The 20,321-nt window shown below is 72.7% G+C and carries 19 protein-coding genes and 1 tRNA gene; 3 read left to right on the top strand and 17 right to left on the bottom strand.

The window, feature by feature from the left end:
* Window positions 1–2: 2 nt before the first annotated feature.
* From ACFSC0_RS00460 to ACFSC0_RS00405, 12 genes are read right to left on the bottom strand one after another with little or no spacing between them, the layout of a single operon-like run.
* Window positions 3–1,439 (bottom strand): baseplate J/gp47 family protein, encoded by a 1,437-nt coding sequence (locus ACFSC0_RS00460; RefSeq protein ID WP_377281316.1) that lies wholly within the window; start codon window positions 1,437–1,439, stop codon window positions 3–5.
* Entirely contained in the window at window positions 1,432–1,917 is a 486-nt protein-coding gene (locus ACFSC0_RS00455) for a hypothetical protein (protein ID WP_377281317.1), read from the bottom strand. Before ACFSC0_RS00455 ends, ACFSC0_RS00460 begins: the two co-directional genes overlap by 8 nt.
* Window positions 1,917–4,007 (bottom strand): hypothetical protein, encoded by a 2,091-nt coding sequence (locus tag ACFSC0_RS00450; protein ID WP_377281318.1) that lies wholly within the window; start codon window positions 4,005–4,007, stop codon window positions 1,917–1,919. The genes ACFSC0_RS00455 and ACFSC0_RS00450 overlap by 1 nt, the downstream gene beginning before the upstream one ends.
* Window positions 4,004–4,594 carry a hypothetical protein gene (locus ACFSC0_RS00445; RefSeq protein WP_377355023.1) on the bottom strand — a complete coding sequence of 197 codons (591 nt, stop codon included), beginning with the start codon at window positions 4,592–4,594 and terminating at the stop codon, window positions 4,004–4,006. Before ACFSC0_RS00445 ends, ACFSC0_RS00450 begins: the two co-directional genes overlap by 4 nt.
* A gap of 7 nt (window positions 4,595–4,601) precedes the next feature.
* The gene (locus tag ACFSC0_RS00440) at window positions 4,602–5,090 is read right to left on the bottom strand and encodes a hypothetical protein (protein WP_377281320.1); all 489 of its coding nucleotides are present in this window, start codon (window positions 5,088–5,090) and stop codon (window positions 4,602–4,604) included.
* Window positions 5,087–5,968, bottom strand: coding sequence for an SMI1/KNR4 family protein (locus ACFSC0_RS00435; RefSeq protein ID WP_377281321.1), 882 nt, complete (start codon window positions 5,966–5,968; stop codon window positions 5,087–5,089). The genes ACFSC0_RS00440 and ACFSC0_RS00435 overlap by 4 nt, the downstream gene beginning before the upstream one ends.
* Window positions 5,965–7,149 (bottom strand): hypothetical protein, encoded by a 1,185-nt coding sequence (locus tag ACFSC0_RS00430; RefSeq protein WP_377281322.1) that lies wholly within the window; start codon window positions 7,147–7,149, stop codon window positions 5,965–5,967. Before ACFSC0_RS00430 ends, ACFSC0_RS00435 begins: the two co-directional genes overlap by 4 nt.
* A complete protein-coding gene (locus ACFSC0_RS00425; protein WP_377281323.1) occupies window positions 7,146–10,388 on the bottom strand; it encodes a hypothetical protein in 3,243 nt (1,080 codons plus the stop codon). The genes ACFSC0_RS00430 and ACFSC0_RS00425 overlap by 4 nt, the downstream gene beginning before the upstream one ends.
* A gap of 2 nt (window positions 10,389–10,390) precedes the next feature.
* Window positions 10,391–10,651, bottom strand: a complete 261-nt coding sequence (locus ACFSC0_RS00420) for a hypothetical protein (protein ID WP_377281324.1) — start codon at window positions 10,649–10,651, stop codon at window positions 10,391–10,393.
* A gap of 28 nt (window positions 10,652–10,679) precedes the next feature.
* Window positions 10,680–11,144, bottom strand: a complete 465-nt coding sequence (locus ACFSC0_RS00415; RefSeq protein WP_377281325.1) for a hypothetical protein — start codon at window positions 11,142–11,144, stop codon at window positions 10,680–10,682.
* An 11-nt stretch (window positions 11,145–11,155) separates the two neighbouring features.
* The gene (locus ACFSC0_RS00410; RefSeq protein ID WP_377281326.1) at window positions 11,156–12,313 is read right to left on the bottom strand and encodes a hypothetical protein; all 1,158 of its coding nucleotides are present in this window, start codon (window positions 12,311–12,313) and stop codon (window positions 11,156–11,158) included.
* Window positions 12,314–12,363: 50 nt separating this feature from the next.
* Window positions 12,364–13,308, bottom strand: coding sequence for a hypothetical protein (locus ACFSC0_RS00405; protein WP_377281327.1), 945 nt, complete (start codon window positions 13,306–13,308; stop codon window positions 12,364–12,366).
* A gap of 251 nt (window positions 13,309–13,559) precedes the next feature.
* Between ACFSC0_RS00405 and ACFSC0_RS00400 the strand changes: the two genes are divergently transcribed.
* A complete protein-coding gene (locus tag ACFSC0_RS00400; RefSeq protein WP_377281328.1) occupies window positions 13,560–14,285 on the top strand; it encodes an NlpC/P60 family protein in 726 nt (241 codons plus the stop codon).
* A 133-nt stretch (window positions 14,286–14,418) separates the two neighbouring features.
* Window positions 14,419–17,112 (top strand): phosphoenolpyruvate carboxylase, encoded by a 2,694-nt coding sequence (gene ppc / locus ACFSC0_RS00395; protein WP_377281329.1) that lies wholly within the window; start codon window positions 14,419–14,421, stop codon window positions 17,110–17,112.
* A 26-nt stretch (window positions 17,113–17,138) separates the two neighbouring features.
* Here ppc and ACFSC0_RS00390 read toward each other — a convergent pair whose 3' ends face one another.
* Window positions 17,139–17,531, bottom strand: coding sequence for a hypothetical protein (locus ACFSC0_RS00390; protein WP_377281330.1), 393 nt, complete (start codon window positions 17,529–17,531; stop codon window positions 17,139–17,141).
* Window positions 17,532–17,646: 115 nt separating this feature from the next.
* Window positions 17,647–17,722, bottom strand: a tRNA-Lys gene (locus tag ACFSC0_RS00385).
* A gap of 77 nt (window positions 17,723–17,799) precedes the next feature.
* On the opposite strand from ACFSC0_RS00385, the gene ACFSC0_RS00380 reads away from it, so the two are divergent.
* Window positions 17,800–18,150: an Hpt domain-containing protein gene (locus ACFSC0_RS00380; protein WP_377281331.1), complete on the top strand. Its 351-nt coding sequence runs from the start codon at window positions 17,800–17,802 to the stop codon at window positions 18,148–18,150.
* Between the two features lie 4 nt (window positions 18,151–18,154).
* On the opposite strand, the gene ACFSC0_RS00375 is transcribed toward ACFSC0_RS00380, so the two are convergent.
* From ACFSC0_RS00375 to ACFSC0_RS00365, 3 genes are all read right to left on the bottom strand, one after another.
* Entirely contained in the window at window positions 18,155–18,577 is a 423-nt protein-coding gene (locus ACFSC0_RS00375; RefSeq protein ID WP_377281332.1) for a GNAT family N-acetyltransferase, read from the bottom strand.
* Window positions 18,574–19,725 carry an MFS transporter gene (locus ACFSC0_RS00370; protein ID WP_377355021.1) on the bottom strand — a complete coding sequence of 384 codons (1,152 nt, stop codon included), beginning with the start codon at window positions 19,723–19,725 and terminating at the stop codon, window positions 18,574–18,576. Before ACFSC0_RS00370 ends, ACFSC0_RS00375 begins: the two co-directional genes overlap by 4 nt.
* 174 nt (window positions 19,726–19,899) lie before the next feature.
* On the bottom strand, window positions 19,900–20,316 hold the full coding sequence (locus tag ACFSC0_RS00365) for a GFA family protein (RefSeq protein WP_377281334.1): 417 nt from the start codon (window positions 20,314–20,316) through the stop codon (window positions 19,900–19,902).
* Window positions 20,317–20,321 lie beyond the last annotated feature (5 nt).

Here is a 20,321-nt window from a genome sequence, read left to right as displayed (position 1 = left end):
GGTCAGGGCGCCGGGACGAGGGTGATGTACTCGTCGGTGTCGACGAGCACGGGGACCGAGCGGGGGATGGGGTCGAGGTTCCGGCCGACGCCGAGCCCCTGCGGCCCCTCCTGCAGCAGCGAGGCGCCGGAGCCGTGCAGGAGCTCCAGGTCGAGCACGTCGACCACGTTCGGGTCGGACATGATCTGATACTCGACCTTGGAGGCGCGCACCGGGCTGTCGAAGCCCAGGGCCCCGACGTAGCTGTCGATCCGCTCCAGCAGGCGGGCCTTGAAGGCCCTGGCCGGGGGCGACTGGTTCATCGCCGTGCGGTTGCCGGAGGGCAGGGGAAGGCCGCGCACATGGACCGTCGCCCTGACGAAGACATGCACGGTCGCCGCGCGCTCGACGCGGGGGAAGAGGCCGATGGGCCGCAGGTCCTCGACGGCCTCCAGCACCGCCTCCAGCAGGCCGCCGGGCCCGCCCCAGATGGCGCCGTCCTCCTGCGCCACCAGGATGCTGAAGGCGTAGGGGGAAATGAGGTCGCGCTCGGCGGCGAACAGGCGCTCGAGGAAGTTGAAGTCGCCGAAGATGGCGCGGTTGAGGTCGAGCCCGCCGTACTGGTCCTGCACCGCCACGCGGCGCACGCCGGGGACCATCGAGACGGCGGCCTGGATGGCCTCGGGCGTCCAGACCGAGCGCGGCATGCGCAGCAGCAGCTCGCGGTAGGACTCGTCGGGCCAGCGCGCCTCGCCGCCGGTGAACCGGGTCTCGTGCTGGATGGAGACGACCTCCTCCAGCCTGACGTTCGCGGCCAGGGCCCGGGCCCGCAGATCGGCCAGCCTGTCGAGGTCGTCGGACGGCGTATAGCTGTCGTTCCAGAGCGTGATCTTCTGGGCCGCATCGCCCGGGTCGAGGTTGCCGTCGAGCCCGGGATAGAAGGCCTGGGCGCGGACGGTGGCGGTCTTGGCGGCGGTGGAGAGCTCGACCTCGTTGAGCGTGAAGACGTGCCGGTCGCCGCCCAGGGAGGTCAGCCGCGCGCCCCGGGGAATGCGGACGGCGTCGGCGTGGTCCTCGAGCGTGAGCTGCAGCTCGCCGGAGGCGCGCATGAAGGGACGCGGCACGCCCAGCTCTTCGCCCAGGCGCGACAGCGCCGGGCCGCTGGCCGTGGGGATGTAGAGGTCGTCGACCACCGCCGCCATGGTGGCGTAGGTGCGCGTCGTCTCGATCGCGCCCAGCTCGAGGATCTTGCGGACCGCCGAGCCGGGGGCCAGGTCGATGTCCGGCCCCAGCACCGCCCGCGCCGCCGCCAGCGACTCGCGCAGCAGCTGGGTGTAGGGCTTGGGCGCGAACCCGGCTTCGGTCAGGCCGTACTTGCCGCCGTCGCCGGAGCGGCGGACCAGCTCCTCCAGGGCCTTCAGCTCGGAGGCCCCGAACACCAGGTCGGTCTCGTCAGCCATTCTCGTCCAGGCTCCCCAAGTCGACGCTGACCCGTTCGCCGGTCAGGGTGTCGAAGGTCACAGTGATCCAGCGCTCGCGCACGAGGTCGCCGGCCGTCGCGTCCGGCCGGGCGGCCAGGGCCGGATCGGCGCCCACCTGCACGTCGACCACCCGGCTGACCCGCGGATCGGCGTCGACGACGATGGCCGCGGCGGCCCGGAGCCGCTCGCGCAGCAGCGCGCGGTCTTCCTCCTCGGCGATCAGCCGGGCCCCGTCGAAGCCGAAGGCCAGGTTCAGCGGGTCGGTCCCGCGGCCGGTGCAGAAGGCCAGGCGCAGGTCCTGGATCAGCGCCGCGCGGCCGGCCACCAGCGGCGTCTCGCCGGCCGCCAGGGCGATGTCGACGCGGGTGTAGTCCGCCCCGCCCAGGGGCTCGACCCTGAGGCCCCAGCCCAGGGTGCGGCGCTCGATCAGTTCGCGGGCGGTCAGGAGCTCGGCCATCAGGTCACGTCCACCGCGCCGTTCTTGATGTCGACGGTGACGCCGGCGCTCTTCAGCTGGATGCCCTCGTCGGCCTGCAGGGTCAGGGACTTGGGCGTCAGGATCCGGATGGCCCCGTCCTCGTCGATCTCGAGGAAGGCGGCGCCGTCCTTCCCCTCGATCCGCAGGCCGCCGGGGGCCGCCGAGCCCCCCGGGCGCTCGCCGGGCGCCTTCAGCGTCCACTCGCCGACCCGCAGGGTCAGCTCGCGCACCTGGACGGTGCGGCGGCCCTTGGCGTCGATCAGGTCGTGGGCGGCGGCCAGGGCCTCGGGCGCGATCGGGCCGGTGTCCTCGTCGCCGCCGCTCGTCACGTTCGGATCGACAGGCAGGATGAGCCAGTAGTCCCCGTCCTGCGCCTCGGCCGGACCGGCCCCGGCGTTGTCCTCCTTGCCGGACCACCAGAGGGCGCCGACGTCGAGCGCCTCCTCCGGTTTGCCCTCGGGGCGCAGCAGCGCCAGCCGCATGCCGGGATAGCGCGGCAGGACCAGGCCGAAGGGCCCCCAGGCGAAGGGGGTGACGTAGGGCGCCGCGGAGGCGCGCTGGGGATCCTTGCGCTGGATGTCGACCGTCCGGAACGACTGCACGCGGCCCTTGTCGGCGTCGAGCCCGACCAGCAGGTCGCCGGTCTGCCCAGCGGCGCCCCCCTTGGCTTGCGAGCGGAACACCCTCAGTTCGCCGACGTCGACCGTGCGGGGCCGGCGGCTCTCGATGGCCGAGTGGATCGCGCCGGCCGCGCCTTCCGCCGACTTGCCGCCGCCCTGCGGGCCGGAGCGGTCGGCCTTCTTCGGGATCTCGGGGCTGTCCTTGCCGCACACCACCCCGTCGATTTCGGTGACGAAGCCGACCTTGGAGCCCTGGCGGTGGCGGACGGCGCGCACGTAGAGGCAGACCGGATCGCCGTCGGCCTTGAGGCCGAGCGGGTCCGTGGCCATGCCGATGGCGGCGTCGGCGAAACCCAGGCCGGTGCTGGGCGACTTGGCCTTCGGGGACTTGTAGAGGAACTTGATCGCCTGGCCGGGCTTGACCGTCGCGTCGCCGCGGATCTGCAGGCTGAACGCCTGCTCGGCCCCGGACGTGTCGCCCAGGTCGCGCTCGCTCGCCCGGATGGAGAGCACCTCGAGGCCGCCGCTGAGGTCGTTGGGCGCGGCCTTGAAGGCCTCGACCACGTCCTTGCCGAACAGCAGCCGGCCGTTGTCGATCAGGTAGCCGCCGAGGCCCTCGGCCTTGGCCGCGTCGACGAGCGCGGGCTCGAAGGCGCGCAGCCGGTCGATCACCCGCTCGCGGGCGGTGACGATCGCCGCCCCGCCCGGCGGTTTGCCGCCGCCCCCGCCGCCCGCCGCGGCGGCGCCGAGACCCCCGATGGACGGCGGCGAGATCGAGGGCAGGCCGAACGGGAGCCCGCCGCCGGCCGCCGGCGGGCCGGCGTCGACGCCGATCTTGCCGCAGAGCGCCTTGACGTCGTCCGGCGCGGCCAGCGGCGCGGACTTCTCCACCCGCTCGGTGGAGAGGGCGTACCAGGCCTTGTCGACGCCCTCGATGACCAGCTTGTAGCTGGCCTTCTCGGACTCCACGGACAGGCCGGTGACCACGAACCGGGCGGCCACGTCCTTGTCGTCGTCGCCGTCGCCCGCGGCCGACTGGATCAGGTCCGCCGCTTCGTCGAGGCCGGGATAGGGCAGGCCGACCCGCCAGTAGAGCTTGAGCACGCCGATCAGCGCGCCCTTGGCCTTGGACGGGGTCTGGGCCTCCTGGGCCTTGTCGTAGGCCGCCAGGATGTCCTGCATCATCCGGAAGGGGATCCGCTCGATCACCAGCTTCACCCGGCCGCCGTCGAGGCCCAGCCCCTTGGAGACGGTGATGTCGGCGCGGAACAGGGTGTGGTTGAGCTTCACCTCGCTGGGCGTCGCGCCCGGGATCGCGCCGGCGCTCGCGGCGGCGTTCATCACCGCAGCCCCCGCCGCGGCCAGCGCGCCGCCGGTCCCCGCGCCCGCCGGCGGGGCGGGCGACAGGGTCAGCTTCCAGGCTGCGGCGTTGTGGAAGGGCGTGGTCACGGGGGCGGTTCTCCCAGCGCGCGGAAGCGGGCGTCCTCGAGCGACAGCCGGCGGGCGACGGCCGGGCGGGGCCGGGCGGGCGGCGGCGGCGCGCTGCGCGGCGGATCGCCGGCGGCTGTCCCGGGGCGGCGCCAGGCCAGGCGCAGGCGGCTTCCCGACAGCGGCAGCCCGCGGACGGCCCCGGCGGTGATCACCGCATCCAGCAGAACCAGCTCGAGCAACGGCGTCCCGGCTTCCGGCAGCAGGGTGCGCCGGCCGAGCCGCAGCGGCGCGGCGCCGACCAGGGCCGGGCCGCTGATGAGATAGAGCCGGAAGGGGACGGGTTCGGGACGGGCCGCGGGCGCGTCCGGCGGGGTCGAGACGGCCTCGCGTCCGGCGTCGTAGACGATGGTCGACGGCGGCAGGTCCAGCCAGACCTTCATGGCGCCGGTGGGGGCGCTGAGCACGAGCGCGAGATCGCCGCCGAGCGGCAAGCGGCCGGGCAGGCCGTTGAGGAACTCGTGGACCAGCAGGTTCATGCCGACCGGCGCGGGCCGGGCGCCGGGCCGTTCGGGCAGGGGGAGGACGAGGTGGTCGGTCAGGGCCATGGCCGCCTCAGGTTCCGTCGTCCAGGGCGGCCACGGAGGTGGCCACGTCCATCAGCTTGCCCAGCAGGCCGAGCTTGGGCGCCTGGATCAGCGAGATGGCCACGTCGAAGGCGGCGATCTTGGCGCTGGAGGCGGTCACGGTCAGGGACTGCACGAACATGTTCATGCGGATGCCGAGCGGCGTGACGAGGATCAGGCCGTCCAGCACCCCGCCGCTCATCAGGCTCGCCGGGCTGCCGCGCATGCCGCTCTCGGCGAGGGTCTCCAGCAGCAGGCGCTGGGCCATGCGCTTGGGGCCGACGAGCAGGCCGCTGAGGGAGAGGGTGTCGTCGTGGGTGTCGATCATCGCCCGCCCGAGCCCCGAGCCGAAGGGGGGCAGGTGATAGGTCTGGCTCAAGGTCACCACGGTCACCGCGTGCAGGGTGGCGGTCAGCACGCCGTCGGTGAGGATGGCGGAGGGACGCCCGAGCTCGTTGACGAAGCTGACCCGGCTCATCGGGACTCTCCGGCGGTCTCCAGCCAGACGCGCAGGACGTCGGTGAAGCGGCCGAGCGTGGCGGCGTCTCCGACTTCCTCGGGCCGGGCGGTCATGATGAGGCGGTTCTCGGGCAGCCCGCGCCAGCCGCCGCAGGTGACCGCGTAGCGACGGCCGGCGCGGTCGGCGGCGAACCAGAGCGCGCCGGGTCCGGCGTCGGTCTGCGACTCCTCCACCGGCCGCAGATCGGCCAGGCCGTAGACCTCCAGCTCCAGCGGCTTGAGGTAGAGGCCGTCGCAGCGGGCGTAGAAGTCGATCAGCCCGAACGGGATCGGCAGGTCGCGCTCACGGGCGGCCAGCAGGGCCTCCGGATCGCCGTAGCCGGGATGGACCACCGCCTGGTCCGGATGGGCGGCCAGCGCCTCGAACAGCCGCTCGAGCGACAGCTGGCCGACCTCCAGCCCGTCGTTGAGCGCGGCGCCGGCCAGGGCCTGGGAGAGGAAGCCCGCCAGGTCCGGCGCGGCGAGGCGGCACTCGTCGGGGGTCAGGGCGCCGCGCTCGGACCAGTAGACGCTGTCAGGCCCGCCCCCAAGGATCTGGTCGGGATCCAGCAGGAACCAGCCGTCGGCCCCGTCGGAGCCGAAGAACACGACGCCGGGCAGCAGGGCGAACAGCTCGTCTTCGCCGTTGACGTCCTCGTAGTCGGCCAGGTCGAACACCTCGACCCGCTCGAAGATCAGCCCGTTGGCGCGGGCGTAGAGGCGGGCGAGGGGCGGGGGCATGGGGCGCGCTTCCCGGGCCGCCGCCAGGTCCTGCGGATCGGGCGGCGAGCCGGGCCCGAAGGCGGCGGCCGCCTCGGCCCGGTCCAGGACGGCGTCGAGATCCTGGGACGCGGTCATGGGATCGGGATCCCGACGCCGGGCTTCCACCCGCCGAGCAGCGAGTCCACCTGGGCCTGGGTCATCTTCCCGCTGGCGACGCGGCTGTTGAGCTCCTTCAGGACGGTGGCCTCGAAGTGGCGATTGAACTCGCGCATGTACTGGGCGATGACCTCGTCCGGGCAGTGGATGGAGCGCATCTGGGCGATCCCCTGCCGCTGGATCTCGGCCAGGTTCAGCTGGCTGGGCGCGGCGGCGGCCTTGTCTCCGCGGGCCATCTTCCGGGCGGCGGCCTCGGCGCCGTCGATGTGCGTCCCGCTCCTGGTCTTGAAGCCCCGCTGCTGAGCGGTGACCTGGCCGTGGGGCGAGCCGGTCTTGCTGTCGCGCAGCCAGACGGTCGGCACGGTGTCGCCGTCGTACCCGAAGCGGCCGAACAGCTTCTCCATCAGGCTGTTCTGGAACACGTGGTTGCGCTGCAGGATCGACGTGGTCTTCAGGTCGGTGGAGTAGCGGTCCCGCGACAGCTGGAACTCGCTGATCACCGTCGGCTTGCCGCCCTTGATGCCCGGCGGCGGGTAGATCTCGGCGGTGTAGCGGTTGTTCTTGATGCTCAGCACCGTCTCGGCGCCGTCGGCGAACCTGACCTTGTAGCCGCCCTTGAAGGGCTCGAACCCCTTGCGCCTCAGGCGGGAGCGGCCGCGGCCCTCGCACGCCAGGTCCTTGGCGAGCGGCCGGTCGGCGTGGGGCAGGGCTTCCGGCTCGACCTTCTTGACCACCGCCAGCGCCGCATCGTCCGCCTCCGCCGCCAGCTTCATGTGCTCGAGCGGGAGGGTGGCCTCGGCCAGCGCCTTGTCCAGCTCGGCGTACTTGGCCTGGATCTTCCCGATCCGGGAGTCGATCGCCTGCTTCAGGCCCGCCTGGGTGCCGGCGTGCTCGCCGATGAAGATGTCGTGGTAGAGGCCGTCGAGCTCGGCGCGCAGGTTGACCACGGTGTCGATGTGCTTGGCCTTGATGCGCTCGAAATGCCGGGCCATGCGGGTGAGGCCGGACACCAGCAGGTCGTCGATCACCCGCTCGGCCTCGGCGCCGTGGACGCCCTTCTTCTCGAGCGCCTTGCGCAGGTCCTGCACGGCGCGCGTGCCCTCGACCTCGAGGGTGACCTCGGCGACGCCGCTGACGCCTTTGAGGGTGAACTTCTTCACTCCGCATCCCCCAGGCGCTGGCGGGGCTCGAGCTCGACGTCCACTTCGCCGTACTCGGCCTCGAACTGGGCCAGGGCGGCGATCTCGGCGCCCATGGCCCCGCCTTCCCCGAGGCTGAGCTCGTCCGAGAGGACCTTGAAGGCCGGCGCCAGGGCCGCCTGGAGGATCGGCTCCAGGCCCTTCATCGCCGCGAGCTGGAAGACGAAGGTCTTGATCAGCTCGCGCTTCATGAGGTCGGCGAGCTCCTTCATCATGTGCTCGACGGCCTGCTTGGCGAGCTGTTTCGATCCCTCCTTCACGCCCTTGCGCAGCATCACGCTGCCGCTGCGGAACGCGGTCTTGGCGATCGTCCCGGCCTCGGGGATGACCAGCAGCGCGATCTCGAAATGCGACATGAACATCTCGAGCTCGGCTTCGGAGCGGCTCATGATGATGTCGGAGTCGATCAGCCCCTCGACCAGCGCCAGATGGCTGGCGGCGGTGAAGTAGCGGTCCGCGGCGAACCCGGCGGAGAGGGCGAAGCCCAGCGGGGCGAACAGAACGAAGGCGCCGATGGTGACGATCAGCTCCAGGAAGGGCAGCACGTCCTGGCGCGCCTGTTCGGACTCGAACAGGAAGCTGAGGCCCTCCTCGTAGAACCAGCTGTTCCCGAAGGAGTCGCCGATGGCCTGGTGGGCCATGGCGTGGATGGTCCCGAACTTGTAGCCGACCCCCGGAACGGTGGACTCGTTCCAGTCCTCCACGAGCTTGCCCGTGCGGAACGAGAACATCCGATCCGCCTCGACCTTCCAGATCGACTGGGTGTTGGCCCACTCCATCCGGTGGACGAGCTTCTGGACGTAGGTCTTGGCGGTCTCCGGGGTCCGGAAGGCGGCGATCGAGCCTTCCAGGTTGGTCATGTGCTTGACCAGCGGGTCGATGCTGGAGGCGACCCCCGAGGCGTAGTTGATCGCCTGCTCGAGCTCGGCCTGGGTCCACAGCCGGCTGCCCGTCGCGGTGATTTCGCGCACGCCGTAGGTTCCGTCGGGCTGGCGCTCGACCACGCCTTCGACGCCGGCCCGGGCGACGAGCTCCGCGCGGGCGCGGGTGGCGAGGGTGACCAGGCTGCCGTCCGTCCAGCCTTCGCGGATGTCGCGCCAGCCCTGGAAGCCCACGCGGGCGGAGGCCTCGGCGCCGGCCTTGAACGCTTCCCACGGGCTCCGCCGCTGGACGCCCTCAACGGGGGCCGGCAGGCCGGCGTCGGCCAGGAAATTGCCGATCACCAGGTTGAGGCCGAACCCGCGCGCCTCCGCCTGCAGGATCTGCTCGCGCATGCGGCGCAGCACCGCGATGCGCTTGACCGGCCCGAGCACCAGCGGCTCGATGGTCCGGTAGTACTGGTCGAAGTTGTCCTTCATCCAGGCGATGCCCTGGCCCGAGGCCAGCAGCACCTGGAGCATGCAGACGCGGCACGCCTCGGCGAAGATCCAGTAGACCGCCCACCGCACGGTCGGCATGAACTCCTTGCGGTAGTGCAGCAGCCACGACGAGCCGAACTGCTCGCGGCCGCAGTCCGACAGGTAGAGGGACCCGGAGCCCAGCGCGGCCCAGATGCACTCGTCGAGCTCCTGCAGCAGCGGGGCGACGCTGCCCAGTTCGCGGAGCATCTCGACGGCCGGGCTGCGCGAGGCGCCGACCTCGGCGTCGCCCAGGTTGCCGCGCCCGTAGGGGCGGGGTTCTGCCTTCTCCAACTCTCCGATCGCCCGGCGCTGCGCCAGCACGGCGCGGCCGCGCATGACCCGGGCGGCGCTGATCGCAAAGGCGCCCGCATAGGGCCACTCCCGGCCGGTCATCCTCAGCTTGACCGCGATATCGCCGATCAGCTCCTTCATGCGCCCGCCCAGGGGGCCGAACTCGGTGAGCGGCGGCTCGCACTCGAAGGGCCCGGTGATCAGCTCCTCCGGATCGGCGCCGTCCTCGGCGTAGCGGTCGGTCTCGTCGTAGCCGAAGCACCGGGCCGGACACTCGTCGACCGGCTTGCCTCCGGGCTTCTGGCCATGGCCGCGTCCGCCCCCGGGCGCGCCGGCGCCGGTGGATTTCAGGCTCGGGTCCACCTCCTCGGTGAGAGGGATGACCTGCAAGCGCTGGATCGGAACGTGCAGCCGCTGGTCGAAGATGTGCAGCGTCGTCGTGCCGGCCCAGCGGAACAGCCGGAACGGCGGGTGGGCCGACTTCTGGAACTTGCCGACCAGCTCGGAGGCGTAGGCGCCGTACCAGCCCTTCTTGCCGCCGATCGCCTTCAGCAGCTTGACCACCTTGCGCTCGTGATCGGTCGCGGGCGGCGTGTTGAGGCGGCGGTCGATCTCGGCGTCGAAGACCTTCTCGGCCTCCAGGAACCTGCTCACCTCGGCGGCAAGGCGGGCGCTGTCGGGGATGGCGCCCTCGACGAGCGGCTCGAGCGCGAAGACGCGTCCGGCGTGCACGGCCGGGACGGCCTTCACGTCGGTGTGCCCGACGCCGAACGCCAGGCCGTAGCCGGCGAGGTGCTGGTGGTAGACGACCGCGTCCAGGGCCACGAGGCCCTCGGCGGTCATCTGCACATGCAGGATGGACAGCCAGTCGGCGCCGTTGCGCATGTTGCGGTAGAGCACCGCCAGGTAGCCGGGACTCTGGAAGTCGTTGGGCAGCAGTTCGCGGACGGTGCGCTCCAGGTACCGGTCGCCCGCCGCCAGCAGATCGACGGCGTAGGGCTCGCAATAGCGCAGCCGAAGCCTGGGCGGCGGGGGCGGGTCGGCCGCGGGCTTGCCGCCGGTCTTGGCGACCGCGGCGACGCCGGCCTCGCCCTTGGGCCCGCCGTAGCTGTCGACGGCGTAGGCCTGGCCGTCGACCGACTCCCGCAGCGGCCTGAAGGGCGCGCTCTCGCCGGGCTTGAGCGCCTCGGCCGCCTCGGCCAGCGCCTGCGGGTCGCGGTCCAGTCCGACGCCGGCGGCGGCGCGGGCGATCGCCGCCTCGATGCCGGCCCGGATGTCGTCCCGGGCGGCCGCGTCGAGCCGGCCGGCCCCGGCCCCGTAGAGGGTGACCTCGGGCCGCTGCAAGGCGGGCCGGGCGAACCCGCCGCGGGGCTCGAACACCGCGCGCCGGGCGTTCTCCAGCCCGCGCGCCGCCGCCGCTTCGACCGCGCAGGCCAGGGCGTGCGGATCGGCCTCGTGGGCCTCCAGGTCCAGGCGCACGCGGATCGGCACGACGACGCTGACCGGCATGGCTACACCCTGGCCGCCAGCGCCTGGGCCATGTCGTGCAGGACGTCCTCGGCGAGCTTGCGCATCGCGCCCTCGTCGGAGCCGACCAGGCGCACCTCCACCTCGACGGGGAAGTAGACGACGATGGCCGACTGGCGGTCGTCGAGGGCGAGCTCGGCCTGCGCCTCCGAGCCCGCGGCGGGATAGACGATCTCGTTCTCGTGGACGACGGCGAGGCCGGTCTCCACCACCCGCTTGGGCCCGTTCGGCGCCCCCTCATCCATGACGCGGCCCCTCAACCACCCGGCGGCCTCACACCTTGGCCACTTCCGGGATGACGGTCCGGTCGGAGCCGGCCGCGACCGAGCCCGACAGCGAGAAGCCGGAGAAGGTCGCCGCCGGCGCGCCGGAGATGGTCGCCGCGGTCGGCGTGGCGCTGGTGATGATGCAGTCGCCGAGCAGCACCTCCTTGAACGACCACTGCGGGCCGCTGCTGTCGTCGGCCTCGATCATCACCACGTCGAACGGGGCGCCGGTCAGGGCCAGCTTGGTGAGCTGCGCCGCCACCGGTCCGATGGCCTTCACGGTCAGCGAGAAGGTGATCTGCTGGGGCGAGTAGACCACGCCGATGTGGGTGCGCTCGACGCTGTGCAGCGCCTCGGCGCCCAGCGAGAAGGACGGCTGGAAGCTGTCGATCGGGGAGATCAGCTCCTCCTTGCCGCCGCCCTTGGGCTTGTACTTGACCGCCAGTCGCGACTGCCAGTTGACCAGGTCCATGGACTTCCTCCCTAGGCGGCCGCGAAGGTGGGCTGCAGGTTGATGACGATGCGGTGGATCGCGGGCCCGATGACGATGATCACCGTGGCGTTGACCACCCGCTCGGCGCGCGCATCGCGCACCAGCTTCTGCTCGGCGGCCGTCCAGCTGGCCTCCGGCTTGTCGAGGATCGGCAGGATGTCGATCAGGATCCGGTAGCTGGTGATCGCCTGCCGGATGACGTAGCCGTCCAGCACCCCTTCCAGCGTGCGCCGGACGGCGTTGAGGCCGGCGCGGGTGATGCGCGCATCGCCCACCATCCCCACCAGGTTGGCCTTCAGGGCGAAGTCGACGTCGTCGAGCAGCCGGACGATGTCGATGTACTTGAAGGCCGCCTTGCTCCCCAGCGTCGTGCCCTCGGCGAAGTGCAGGGACTCGCCGGGGATCAGCATGGGGTCGATGATCGGGATCACCTCGGCGCCGGCCAGCGCCTTGATCTCGCCGGGGGAGAACTTCTGGTCGGGCGCGATCCGGAACCCGGCGACGCTCTTCAGCACCATGGAGGTTTCGGGGGCGCGCGCCCCGATGGCCGCGGCGCAGGCGGCCGCCACGTCGGCGTCGCCGCCCTCGGCGTAGCGGGCGCCCCGCGCGGCCACGACGACCATGCGGCCGAACTCGTGCTTGTAGGGGTCGAGCAGGCCCGTGACCGCGGCCGCGTAGTTCTCGCGGGGGAGGGCCGGGTCGATCGCCACGACGCCCATCCGCGGCTGGCCGCCGGCGCTGTTCTCGTCGCAGTGGGTGCGCACCATGGCCGGGATGTTCAGGGCGTTCCCGGCGAAGTCCCGGATCGGCCGCTCGGCCGCCGCGACGATGGTGACGTCGGCCACGCCGGAGAGCACGTCGAAGGCGGCGCTCCAGCCGGCGCGGGTGTCGTCGGCGACCTTCAGGCCATAGACCTTCGACGGCGACGGCTGCTGCTTGAGCGCGACGCCGAGCGAGCGGGCCAGCGGGCCGGCGCCGAAGGCCTCGGTCACGGCCCGGATGTCGTCGACCGGGGTCGGCACGTTGGCGGCGACGGCGCCGCCGTTGCTGGCCCCGACGATGGCCACCACGCCCGGCGCGCGGGTGGCGACCGGCATCAGGCCCTTGTCGTCAAGCTGCACTTCAACAAAGGGATACGCGATCGCCATGGCTCATTTCTCCGCGCTGGCCGTTTCCTCGCCCCGCAACCCCAGGGACATCATTCCACTCCCGCCAGGGCGACGCCCTGGTCCGCCAGCCACGCCGCCGCGCGCGCCTGCCTGGCGCTCGCCCGCTGGGCGTTGGAGCCGCCGGCCGGCCCCGGCCAGTCGGCGTCCTCGAAGCTCTGGGCGGGGACGAACCAGATCACCGGCGCCGGCCGCAGCGGCTGCAGCCCGCCGAGGGGGCCGGTGCTCCGTCCGGTGGCCATGATCGCCCGCTGCAGGTCGCGCGAGATCCGCAGGATCTCCAGCAGCGACGGCTCCGGGCCGGCGAGATCGGAGATCACCACGCCGGCGACGAAGCGGGCGGCCTGCTGCGCCGGCGCCTGCGGCTCGGTGAACTCGTATTTCAGCGACAGGCGCTCGACGCCTGCGGGCCCGGCCGCCGCCTCGAGCAGCTCGGCGACGCTGCCGGCGCCGGCCGCCGACAGCCACTGATCGGCGACGAGGCGGGCGTCCGCGTCGTCCAGGCCCGCCCCGGCGACGGCCTTGGCCAGCTGAAGGCGGCGGCGGCTCTCCAGGCGCGCCGGGTCGGCGCGCTCGGCGGCGGTCGCGCCGGCGTCCAGCGCCTCGAGGCGCGGCAGCTCCGCGGTCCGGCCCGAGACCTCGGCGATCCGCCCGGTCACCGGGCTCATGGTCGCCGCGACCAGGCCGTCGACGATGGCCGGCAGCACGCCGGAGGCGGCGGCGAGCCCCAGCACGACCGCCTCGGCGTCGCCTCCGGGCCGGCCGTCGGGAAAGCGCCAGTGGCCGCGCAGGCTCGGCCCCGCGCCGGCCGAGACGCCGAGCGCCACGTGGGTCACCGAGGCCGAGAAGGGCTGGGTCAGCAGCGGGTTGGGCCCGAAGGCCGCGGACAGCAGCCGCTCCGCCACCACGGGGGAGAACAGGGCCTCGCGGCTGGCCGGATCGGCCATGCGCACGAGCGTCCTGTCCTCGAAGTGCATCGGTCGCGCGCCCCCGACGCCGCACCAGGGTGGCTCCCGGGCGGCAGATCGCATGCTGTGACTAGAGGTTGTAACGGTACGGAAGCACGCAAAGGTCGCGCGTGCAAGGGGGATGGCAAACCGCGTTACCCGAACCGGGTTTTCCGCCCGGCGGCCCGCCGCTCCCGCGATGGATGTGCACGTCTCCGGCGCAACGAGGGATTGACTCCCGCGCGCCTCCGCTGTTCGCATAACAGCGTTAGGAGGCGGGCATGAAGATCCGGGACATCCAGCTGCAGCTTGCCGCCCGCGGCTACACGCCGGGGCCGATCGACGGGATCTGGGGGCGCAAGACCCAGGCGGCCGTCCGCCGCTTTCAGGAGCGCCATGGGCTGGAGCCGGACGGGGTCGTGGGGCCGCTCACGCTGGCGGCCCTGTTCAGCAGCGCGCCGCCCTCGGCGGGGCCGGTGCCGACGTCGCTGCCCAGCTTCGACGACCCCGGCCTGGTCTGGTTCCAGGAGGCGCGGCGCCTCATCGGCACCAAGGAGAAGCCGGGGGCGGGGAGCAATCCGGTGATCCTCGACTGGGCCTCGGACCTGGGGCTCAAGAACGCCTACGGCGACGACGAGACGCCCTGGTGCGGCCTCTTCGTGGGCCACTGCATCAGCGCCACCCTCGACCGTGAACCCACCCCCTCGGACCTGCTCTCGGCGCGGGCCTGGGAGCGGTTCGGCATCAGCACCTCGCCCACCCCTGGGGCGGTGATGGTGTTCTGGCGGGAGGCCCGGCGCAGCTGGAAGGGCCACGTCGGCTTCTACGCCGGCGAGGACGACAGCGCCTATCGCATCCTCGGCGGCAACCAGTCCGACAGCGTCTCGCTGGCCTGGATCGCCAAGTCGAGGTTCGTCACGGCCCGCTGGCCGGCCACCGTGCCCCCGACGCTGCCACAGCGGGTGGACGTCGACCGCGACGCGACCCTCTCCTGGAACGAGGCCTAGGCCCGAGGCGACGGACCTCCGCAGCGCCCCAACCCGTTGACGACGGGTAGCGGCCGCCCGACGCCCCGCAGCGCGGCGATCCGGCGTATAGCTGGTCGCGCCAGTCCGGCAGCCAGGAGGCAGACCCAGGGTTATGACCGTCCAGTTCTCCGACGAACTCCGCAAGACCGTGCGCTTCCTCGGCCGGGTGCTGGGGGACGTGATCCGCACGCAGGACGGGGACGCGGTCTTCGAGCAGATCGAGGACATCCGCCAGGCCTCGGTGGGCTTCCATCGCGAGGGCACGTCCGCCGCAGCCGAGGCCCTGGCGCGCCGGCTGGGCGCGCTGACGCTGAGCGACACGGTCCGCTTCGCCCATTCGTTCGCCTGCTTCCTGCAGATGACCAACATCGCCGAGGACCAGCTGCAGCGGCGCCGCAGCCGCCTCGGCGAGGCGCGCCCGGACACGCTGGCCGGGGCCCTGGAGGCGCTTTCGGAGGCGGGGATCGGGCGCACCGAGGTGGCCGCGCTGCTGTCGAGCGCGCTCATCTCGCCGGTCCTGACGGCCCACCCCAGCGAGGTCCGGCGCAAGAGCGTCATCGACCGCCAGAGCGCGATCGCCCAGGTGCTGGACCGGCTCGAGGCCGCCCGCGGGCGCGCGGACCACGAGGCGCTCGAGCGCGAGCTCGTCCGCCAGATGTCGATCTTCTGGCGCACCCGGCTGCTGCGGCCGGCCCGCATCGGGGTCGCCGACGAGATCGAGACCACCGTCTCGTTCATGGAGCGGAGCCTGCTGCCGGCGACGCCGAAACTGTACGCCGACTGGCAGCGGACGCTCGGGCGCGAGGCGGCCCTCGGGAGCTTCCTCAAGCTCGGCTCGTGGGTCGGCGGCGACCGCGACGGCAACCCCTTCGTCACGGCCGAGGTGATGCGCCAGGCGCTCCGCCGCCAGTCCCGCGTGGCGCTCCGGTCCTACCTGGAGAGCGTGAACCAGCTCGGGGCCGAGCTGTCGATCTCCACGCGGCTCGCCGAGGTGACCCCCGAGCTGCGCGCCCTGGCCGAGGCGGCGCACGATGCGTCCCCGCACCGGGCGGACGAGCCGTACCGGCGGGCCCTCACCGGCATCTACGCGCGGCTGGCGGCCACCTATCTGCTGCTGACCGGCGAGCCGCCGCCGCGCCGGCCGCAGCACGAGGCGCCGGCCTACGGCGCGCCGGCCGAGTTCCGGGCCGAGCTCCAGACGGTGCTCGACAGCCTGGTGGCGATCCACGGCGAGGCCTTCGCCGAGGGGACGCTGCCGGACCTCATCCGCTCCGTGGACGTGTTCGGCTTCCACCTGGCCTCCCTCGACATGCGCCAGAACTCGGCCGTGCACGAGCGGGTCACGGCCGAGCTGTTGCGCAAGGCGGGCGCGGCCGATCGCTACGAGGAGCTGGACGAGGAGGCCCGGTGCGAGGTGCTGCTGGCCGAGCTTGGCCACCCGCGCCTGCTGGCCTCGCCGTTCACGGACTTCAGCGAGGAGACGCGGAAGGAGCTGGAGATCCTGCACACCGCCGCCGAGCTGCGGCGGCGGTATGGGCCCGAAGCCATCCGCGCCTACATCGTCTCCAACACCACCTCTGTCTCCGACCTGCTGGAGGTCTATGTGCTGTTGAAGGAGGTGGGCCTGTTCCGCCCCGGGCCGCCGCCGCGCGCCGAGGTGTTCGCCGAGCCGCTGTTCGAGACCATCCCCGACCTGCGGGCGGCGCCGCAGACCATGGCCGGCTACCTCGCCCAGCCGCTGATCCGCGAGATGCTGGCGCCCGTGGGTCTGCAGGAGGTGATGATCGGCTATTCGGACTCCAACAAGGACGGCAGCTACCTCACCTCGACCTGGGAGCTCCACAAGACCTCGCGGGCCCTGGTCGGGGTGGCGGCCGAGGCCGGCCTACGCCTGCAGCTGTTCCACGGCCGCGGCGGGGCCGTCGGCCGCGGCGGCGGCTCGAGCTTCGAGGCCCTGCTGGCCCAGCCGGCGGGCACGGTCGGCGGCCGCATCCGGGTCACCGAGCAGGGGGAGGTGGTCGCCAACAAGTACGCCGACCCCGAGCTGGCGCGGCAGAGCCTGGAGACGCTGGCCACCGGCGTCGTGCTGAGCTCCCTGCGCCGCGCCTCCGAAGGCGCCTCGCCGACCGTCGCCGCGGCGATGGACAAGCTCGGCCAGGCGGCCATGCAGGCCTACCGCCAGCTGGTCTACGACACGCCCGGTTTCGCCGACTACTTCTTCCAGGCGACGCCGGTCAGCGAGATCGCCGACCTCAACATCGGCAGCCGGCCGACCTCGCGCCAGGCCACGCGCACCATCCAGGGGCTCAGGGCGATCCCGTGGGTCTTCTCCTGGTCGCAGTCGCGGACGATGCTTCCCGGCTGGTACGGCTTCGGCTCGGCGATCGCCCGCTCAGGCGTCAGCCTCGGCCAGCTCGAGGAACTGCAGCAGAGCTGGCCGTTCTTCGCCACGACGCTGGCGAACATGGAGATGGTGCTGGCCAAGGGCGACCTGGGCATCGCCGCCCGCTACGCCGACCTGGTCGAGGACAAGGCTCTGTCCGCCTCGGTGTTCGGCCAGATCCGCGCCGAGTGGGACCGGACGCTGGAGGCTCTGCTGACGATCACCGGCCAGTCGGCCCTGCTGGAGCGCAGCCCGGACCTGGCCGCGGCCATCCGCACCCGCGTGCCCTACGTCGACCCGCTCAACCACCTGCAGATCGAGCTGATCCGCCGCCGGCGCGCGGGCGACGACCAGGAGGCGGTGAGGGAGGGGATCCACGTCACCATCAACGGCATCTCGGCAGGCCTGCGGAACACGGGGTAGGGCCGGCCCGGCCTGGCCCCCCGCCGTCAGTTGCAGAAGGTGTGGCCGGACAGGTTGGTGTGGCAGTGGAAGGTCCGGCCGCCGGCTACGCCCGAGGTATGGCCGTTCGGGCTGGTGCGGGCCGTGACGCTGTCGGCGCCGATACGCCCGCTGGTATGGCCGTGCGGATTGGTGCGGCCGTGGAACGTGGTCCCTCCGACCCGGCCGGAGGTGTTGCCGTGAGCGTCTGTGCGGCTGGTGATCGTCTGGTCGCCGACCCGCCCGGAGGTGTTGCCGTGCCGGTCGGTCCGGCTGTGGTAAGGCTGGCCGTCCACCGTGCCGTAGCAGTAGCCGTTGGCGTTGCAGTGGATGTTCGTCTGGGCGGCGGCGCCCGTCGCCCCGAACAGGAGCGCTGCCGCGACCATAGCTGCCCGAACCATCTGAATCTCCCAGCCCGGCTCCGGGCTTAGGCGTGGCGGCGGCGGCTGGGAAGCCCGCTCCCGCGGCGGGCGAGCGCCGACGGCGCGTGTCAGGTCGCGGCGCGGCGAGGAATTGTGGTGGGTGTACAAGGATTCGAACCTTGGACCCGCTGATTAAGAGTCAGCTGCTCTACCAACTGAGCTATACACCCGTCGCGGCGGGGCCGTGGGCCCCGGCGAGGGCGCGGAACATACGCGAAAAAGTCCGGTTGGCAAGCGGAGGCGAAAGGTGGCGCGGCGCGACCTCACGGGGGCGGTGAATTTCCGGTATCTGGAGGACTACACCGCCGGCGACGGGGCGGTGATCGACGAGGTCCTGGCCATCTTCCGCGAGCAGGCGCAGCTGTGGTCGGCGCTGCTGACGGCGGACAACGAGGGCTGGCGCGACGCGGTCCACACCATCAAGGGCGCGGCCCGGGGCGTCGGCGCCTTCGAGCTCGGCGACGCCTGCGAGGCGGCCGAGCGCGGCGGGCCGGAGGGGCTCTCCGCCGTGCAGGACGCCCTCGACCGGGCCCTGGCGGACGTGGCGGCCTATGCGCACGAACGGGCGCTGCAGTCGCTGAAGACGCCGAGGGGGTGAGAGGCTAGGCCTCCAGCGCGAACGTCACCATCACGCCCGCGTCGGATTCCGATCCGCCGACGGATCTATAGAGAGCGCGGGCTGCGCCGTTGTCGCGGTCCGTCAGCACCCAGGCTTCGCGGCAGCCCTCCGCCCCGGCGTGGGCCAGCAGGTGCGACATGACGGCCTTGCCCACGCCGCGGCGCTGGAAACGGGGCGAGACGCCGACCTCGTTGATCCACAGCGCCGAGGGCTTGTCGGGATGGACGTAGCGGACCGCCGAGGCGAAGCCGACCACCAGCCCGTCCTCAATGGCGACGCAGATGTAGTGCCTGGGGTCGGCCAGGAACTCGGCCGCCAGGGAAGGGACGACCGGGCCGTCGAACACGTCGTCGGCGACGCGGTCGAGTACCGAGGCGTCGCGGCTCGTCAGGATGCGAACGTTCATAGTCCATGGTCCCTTCTGATGAAGCTGGTTGGCGCCGACGCCGCGGCGAGGGCCAGCAGCGCCAGCGGGATGGCGGCGTAGAGGGCCAGGCCCGCCGCCAGGCCGAAGCGGTCGGAAGCGGCGCCGACGAGGGCCGGGTAGAGGAGGCCGGCGGCGCCGGTCAGCGAGATGACGGCGCTGACCGAGCCGGCCTGGCCGGGGCGGAGCATGAGGATCTTCGCCTGCAGGGCGGCGTAGAAGACCGCGCCCGTGAACCCGAACGCGAGGCCCCCCGCCGCTTGCAGCGGGACCCACGGGGCGTAGACCATCGCGGGCAGGGCCAGGCAGAGGCCGCCGGCGGCGGTGGTGAGCGTGCGGGGCGTCGGTTCAGCGCGGGCGGCGCGTCCGGCCCAGAGGTAGCCGGCGAGGCCGCCGACGACCGCCGACATGGCCAGCGCCACGGCGGCTTCGGGGCTGAGCCCGCGCACCCGCTCCAGGTAGGCGATGGCGAAGCCCAGCAGCGGCTCGTCCAGCAGGCCGAAGAGGCCGTCCAGCAGGGCGAGCAGCAGGACGCGCGGGTCGCGCAGCACGGCGATCACGCCGGCGAACGGGTTGGCGATGTGCTCCGGAGGGCTGGGCGGCGGCAGGCGGAGCCTCGCCAGCCAGGCGGCGTAGGCCAGCATGACGGCGGCGCTGGCCAGCAGCAGGCCGCGCCAGCCGAGGCCCAGGGCCGCCGCGGCGATCAGGCTCGCAGGCCCCAGGAGGTCGCCGACGGCGGCCCAGGCGTTGGCGCGGGCGAGGACCCGGGGCAGGGCGTCGCCGGCGAGGTCCACCAGGGCCACCTCGCAGCCGGCCTCGAATGCGTCGCAGGCCGCGCCCCAGGCGAAGGCCGCCGCCGCCAGCATCCAGAAGGAGTCCGCGACGGCGAAGGCGGTCATCGCCAGCGCGACGCCGAGGGCGCCCAGGGCCGCCAGGGCCCGCCGGCTGACGTAGTCGGCGGCGATGGAGAACAGATTTCCGGCCAGGCCGCCGGCGTACATCATGGCCAGCACCGCGCCGGCCTCGGCGTAGGTCAGGGCCGCGTCGGCGCGGATCTGCTCCAGCGCGCCGAACGGCAGGAAGCCCAGCCACTCGTCGGCAAACGGGGCGAGCAGCATGGCCGCCGCCATGGCGTAGGAGGCGCGCGGGACCGCGGGGATCGCCCAGAGGGCGATCCGCCTGAGGAGCCTGGCCGGCCAGGATCAATTGGGCGGGTGGGTCATCCGATCGCGCATGCGGGCAGGGTGATCCCGTCGGGACCCGGCGTCAATGCGGGGGAGGTAGGAGGAACCGTGAGGCGCGCTCTAGCCCGGCGGCATCTCTGCGAACATCGGCAGGGCGGGGTCGAGGCGGTCCCAGGCGTGGGCGCGGGCGGCGTAGGTCACCGCCTGGGGAGCGAAGCGGGCGGGGTCGTCCAGGCTGGCGGCGTGGATCGTGAAGAGGTCGGGGCGGGCGGGGTAGGTCTGGTAGACCGGCGCGCCGCAGGCGCCGCAGAAGCCGCGGGTCTTGGCCTCTCCGCTGTCGGCAATCATCTCCCATTCCCGCGCCTGGCCCTCGAGCCTGACCTTCGCCCGGCTGGGGAAGGTCAGGTAGGAGCCGTGGCCCGCGCCGCTGATCGACTGGCAGTCGAGGCACTGGCAGTGGTTGGAGAAGACCGGCGCGTCCGAGATTTCGTAGCGCACAGCGCCGCAGGCGCAGCCGCCCGCATAGGCGTCGCTCATCGCAT

Source organism: Phenylobacterium terrae (assembly GCF_042681205.1).
Lineage (GTDB): Bacteria > Pseudomonadota > Alphaproteobacteria > Caulobacterales > Caulobacteraceae > Phenylobacterium > Phenylobacterium terrae.
This window is presented reverse-complemented; position numbering and strand designations above follow the sequence as displayed.

Bases quoted from the DNA above. Each gene is read 5' to 3' on its own strand.
- ACFSC0_RS00460 (WP_377281316.1), bottom strand. From the start codon at position 1,439: ATGGCTGACGAGACCGACCTGGTGTTCGGGGCCTCCGAGCTGAAGGCC.
- ACFSC0_RS00455 (WP_377281317.1), bottom strand. From the start codon at position 1,917: ATGGCCGAGCTCCTGACCGCCCGCGAACTGATCGAGCGCCGCACCCTG.
- ACFSC0_RS00445 (WP_377355023.1), bottom strand. From the start codon at position 4,594: ATGGCCCTGACCGACCACCTCGTCCTCCCCCTGCCCGAACGGCCCGGC.
- ACFSC0_RS00440 (WP_377281320.1), bottom strand. From the start codon at position 5,090: ATGAGCCGGGTCAGCTTCGTCAACGAGCTCGGGCGTCCCTCCGCCATC.
- ACFSC0_RS00435 (WP_377281321.1), bottom strand. From the start codon at position 5,968: ATGACCGCGTCCCAGGATCTCGACGCCGTCCTGGACCGGGCCGAGGCG.
- ACFSC0_RS00425 (WP_377281323.1), bottom strand. From the start codon at position 10,388: ATGCCGGTCAGCGTCGTCGTGCCGATCCGCGTGCGCCTGGACCTGGAG.
- ACFSC0_RS00420 (WP_377281324.1), bottom strand. From the start codon at position 10,651: ATGGATGAGGGGGCGCCGAACGGGCCCAAGCGGGTGGTGGAGACCGGC.
- ACFSC0_RS00415 (WP_377281325.1), bottom strand. From the start codon at position 11,144: ATGGACCTGGTCAACTGGCAGTCGCGACTGGCGGTCAAGTACAAGCCC.
- ACFSC0_RS00410 (WP_377281326.1), bottom strand. From the start codon at position 12,313: ATGGCGATCGCGTATCCCTTTGTTGAAGTGCAGCTTGACGACAAGGGC.
- ACFSC0_RS00405 (WP_377281327.1), bottom strand. From the start codon at position 13,308: ATGCACTTCGAGGACAGGACGCTCGTGCGCATGGCCGATCCGGCCAGC.
- ACFSC0_RS00400 (WP_377281328.1), top strand. From the start codon at position 13,560: ATGAAGATCCGGGACATCCAGCTGCAGCTTGCCGCCCGCGGCTACACG.
- ppc (WP_377281329.1), top strand. From the start codon at position 14,419: ATGACCGTCCAGTTCTCCGACGAACTCCGCAAGACCGTGCGCTTCCTC.
- ACFSC0_RS00390 (WP_377281330.1), bottom strand. From the start codon at position 17,531: ATGGTTCGGGCAGCTATGGTCGCGGCAGCGCTCCTGTTCGGGGCGACG.
- ACFSC0_RS00375 (WP_377281332.1), bottom strand. From the start codon at position 18,577: ATGAACGTTCGCATCCTGACGAGCCGCGACGCCTCGGTACTCGACCGC.
- ACFSC0_RS00370 (WP_377355021.1), bottom strand. From the start codon at position 19,725: ATGGCGGCGGCCATGCTGCTCGCCCCGTTTGCCGACGAGTGGCTGGGC.
- ACFSC0_RS00365 (WP_377281334.1), bottom strand. From the start codon at position 20,316: ATGAGCGACGCCTATGCGGGCGGCTGCGCCTGCGGCGCTGTGCGCTAC.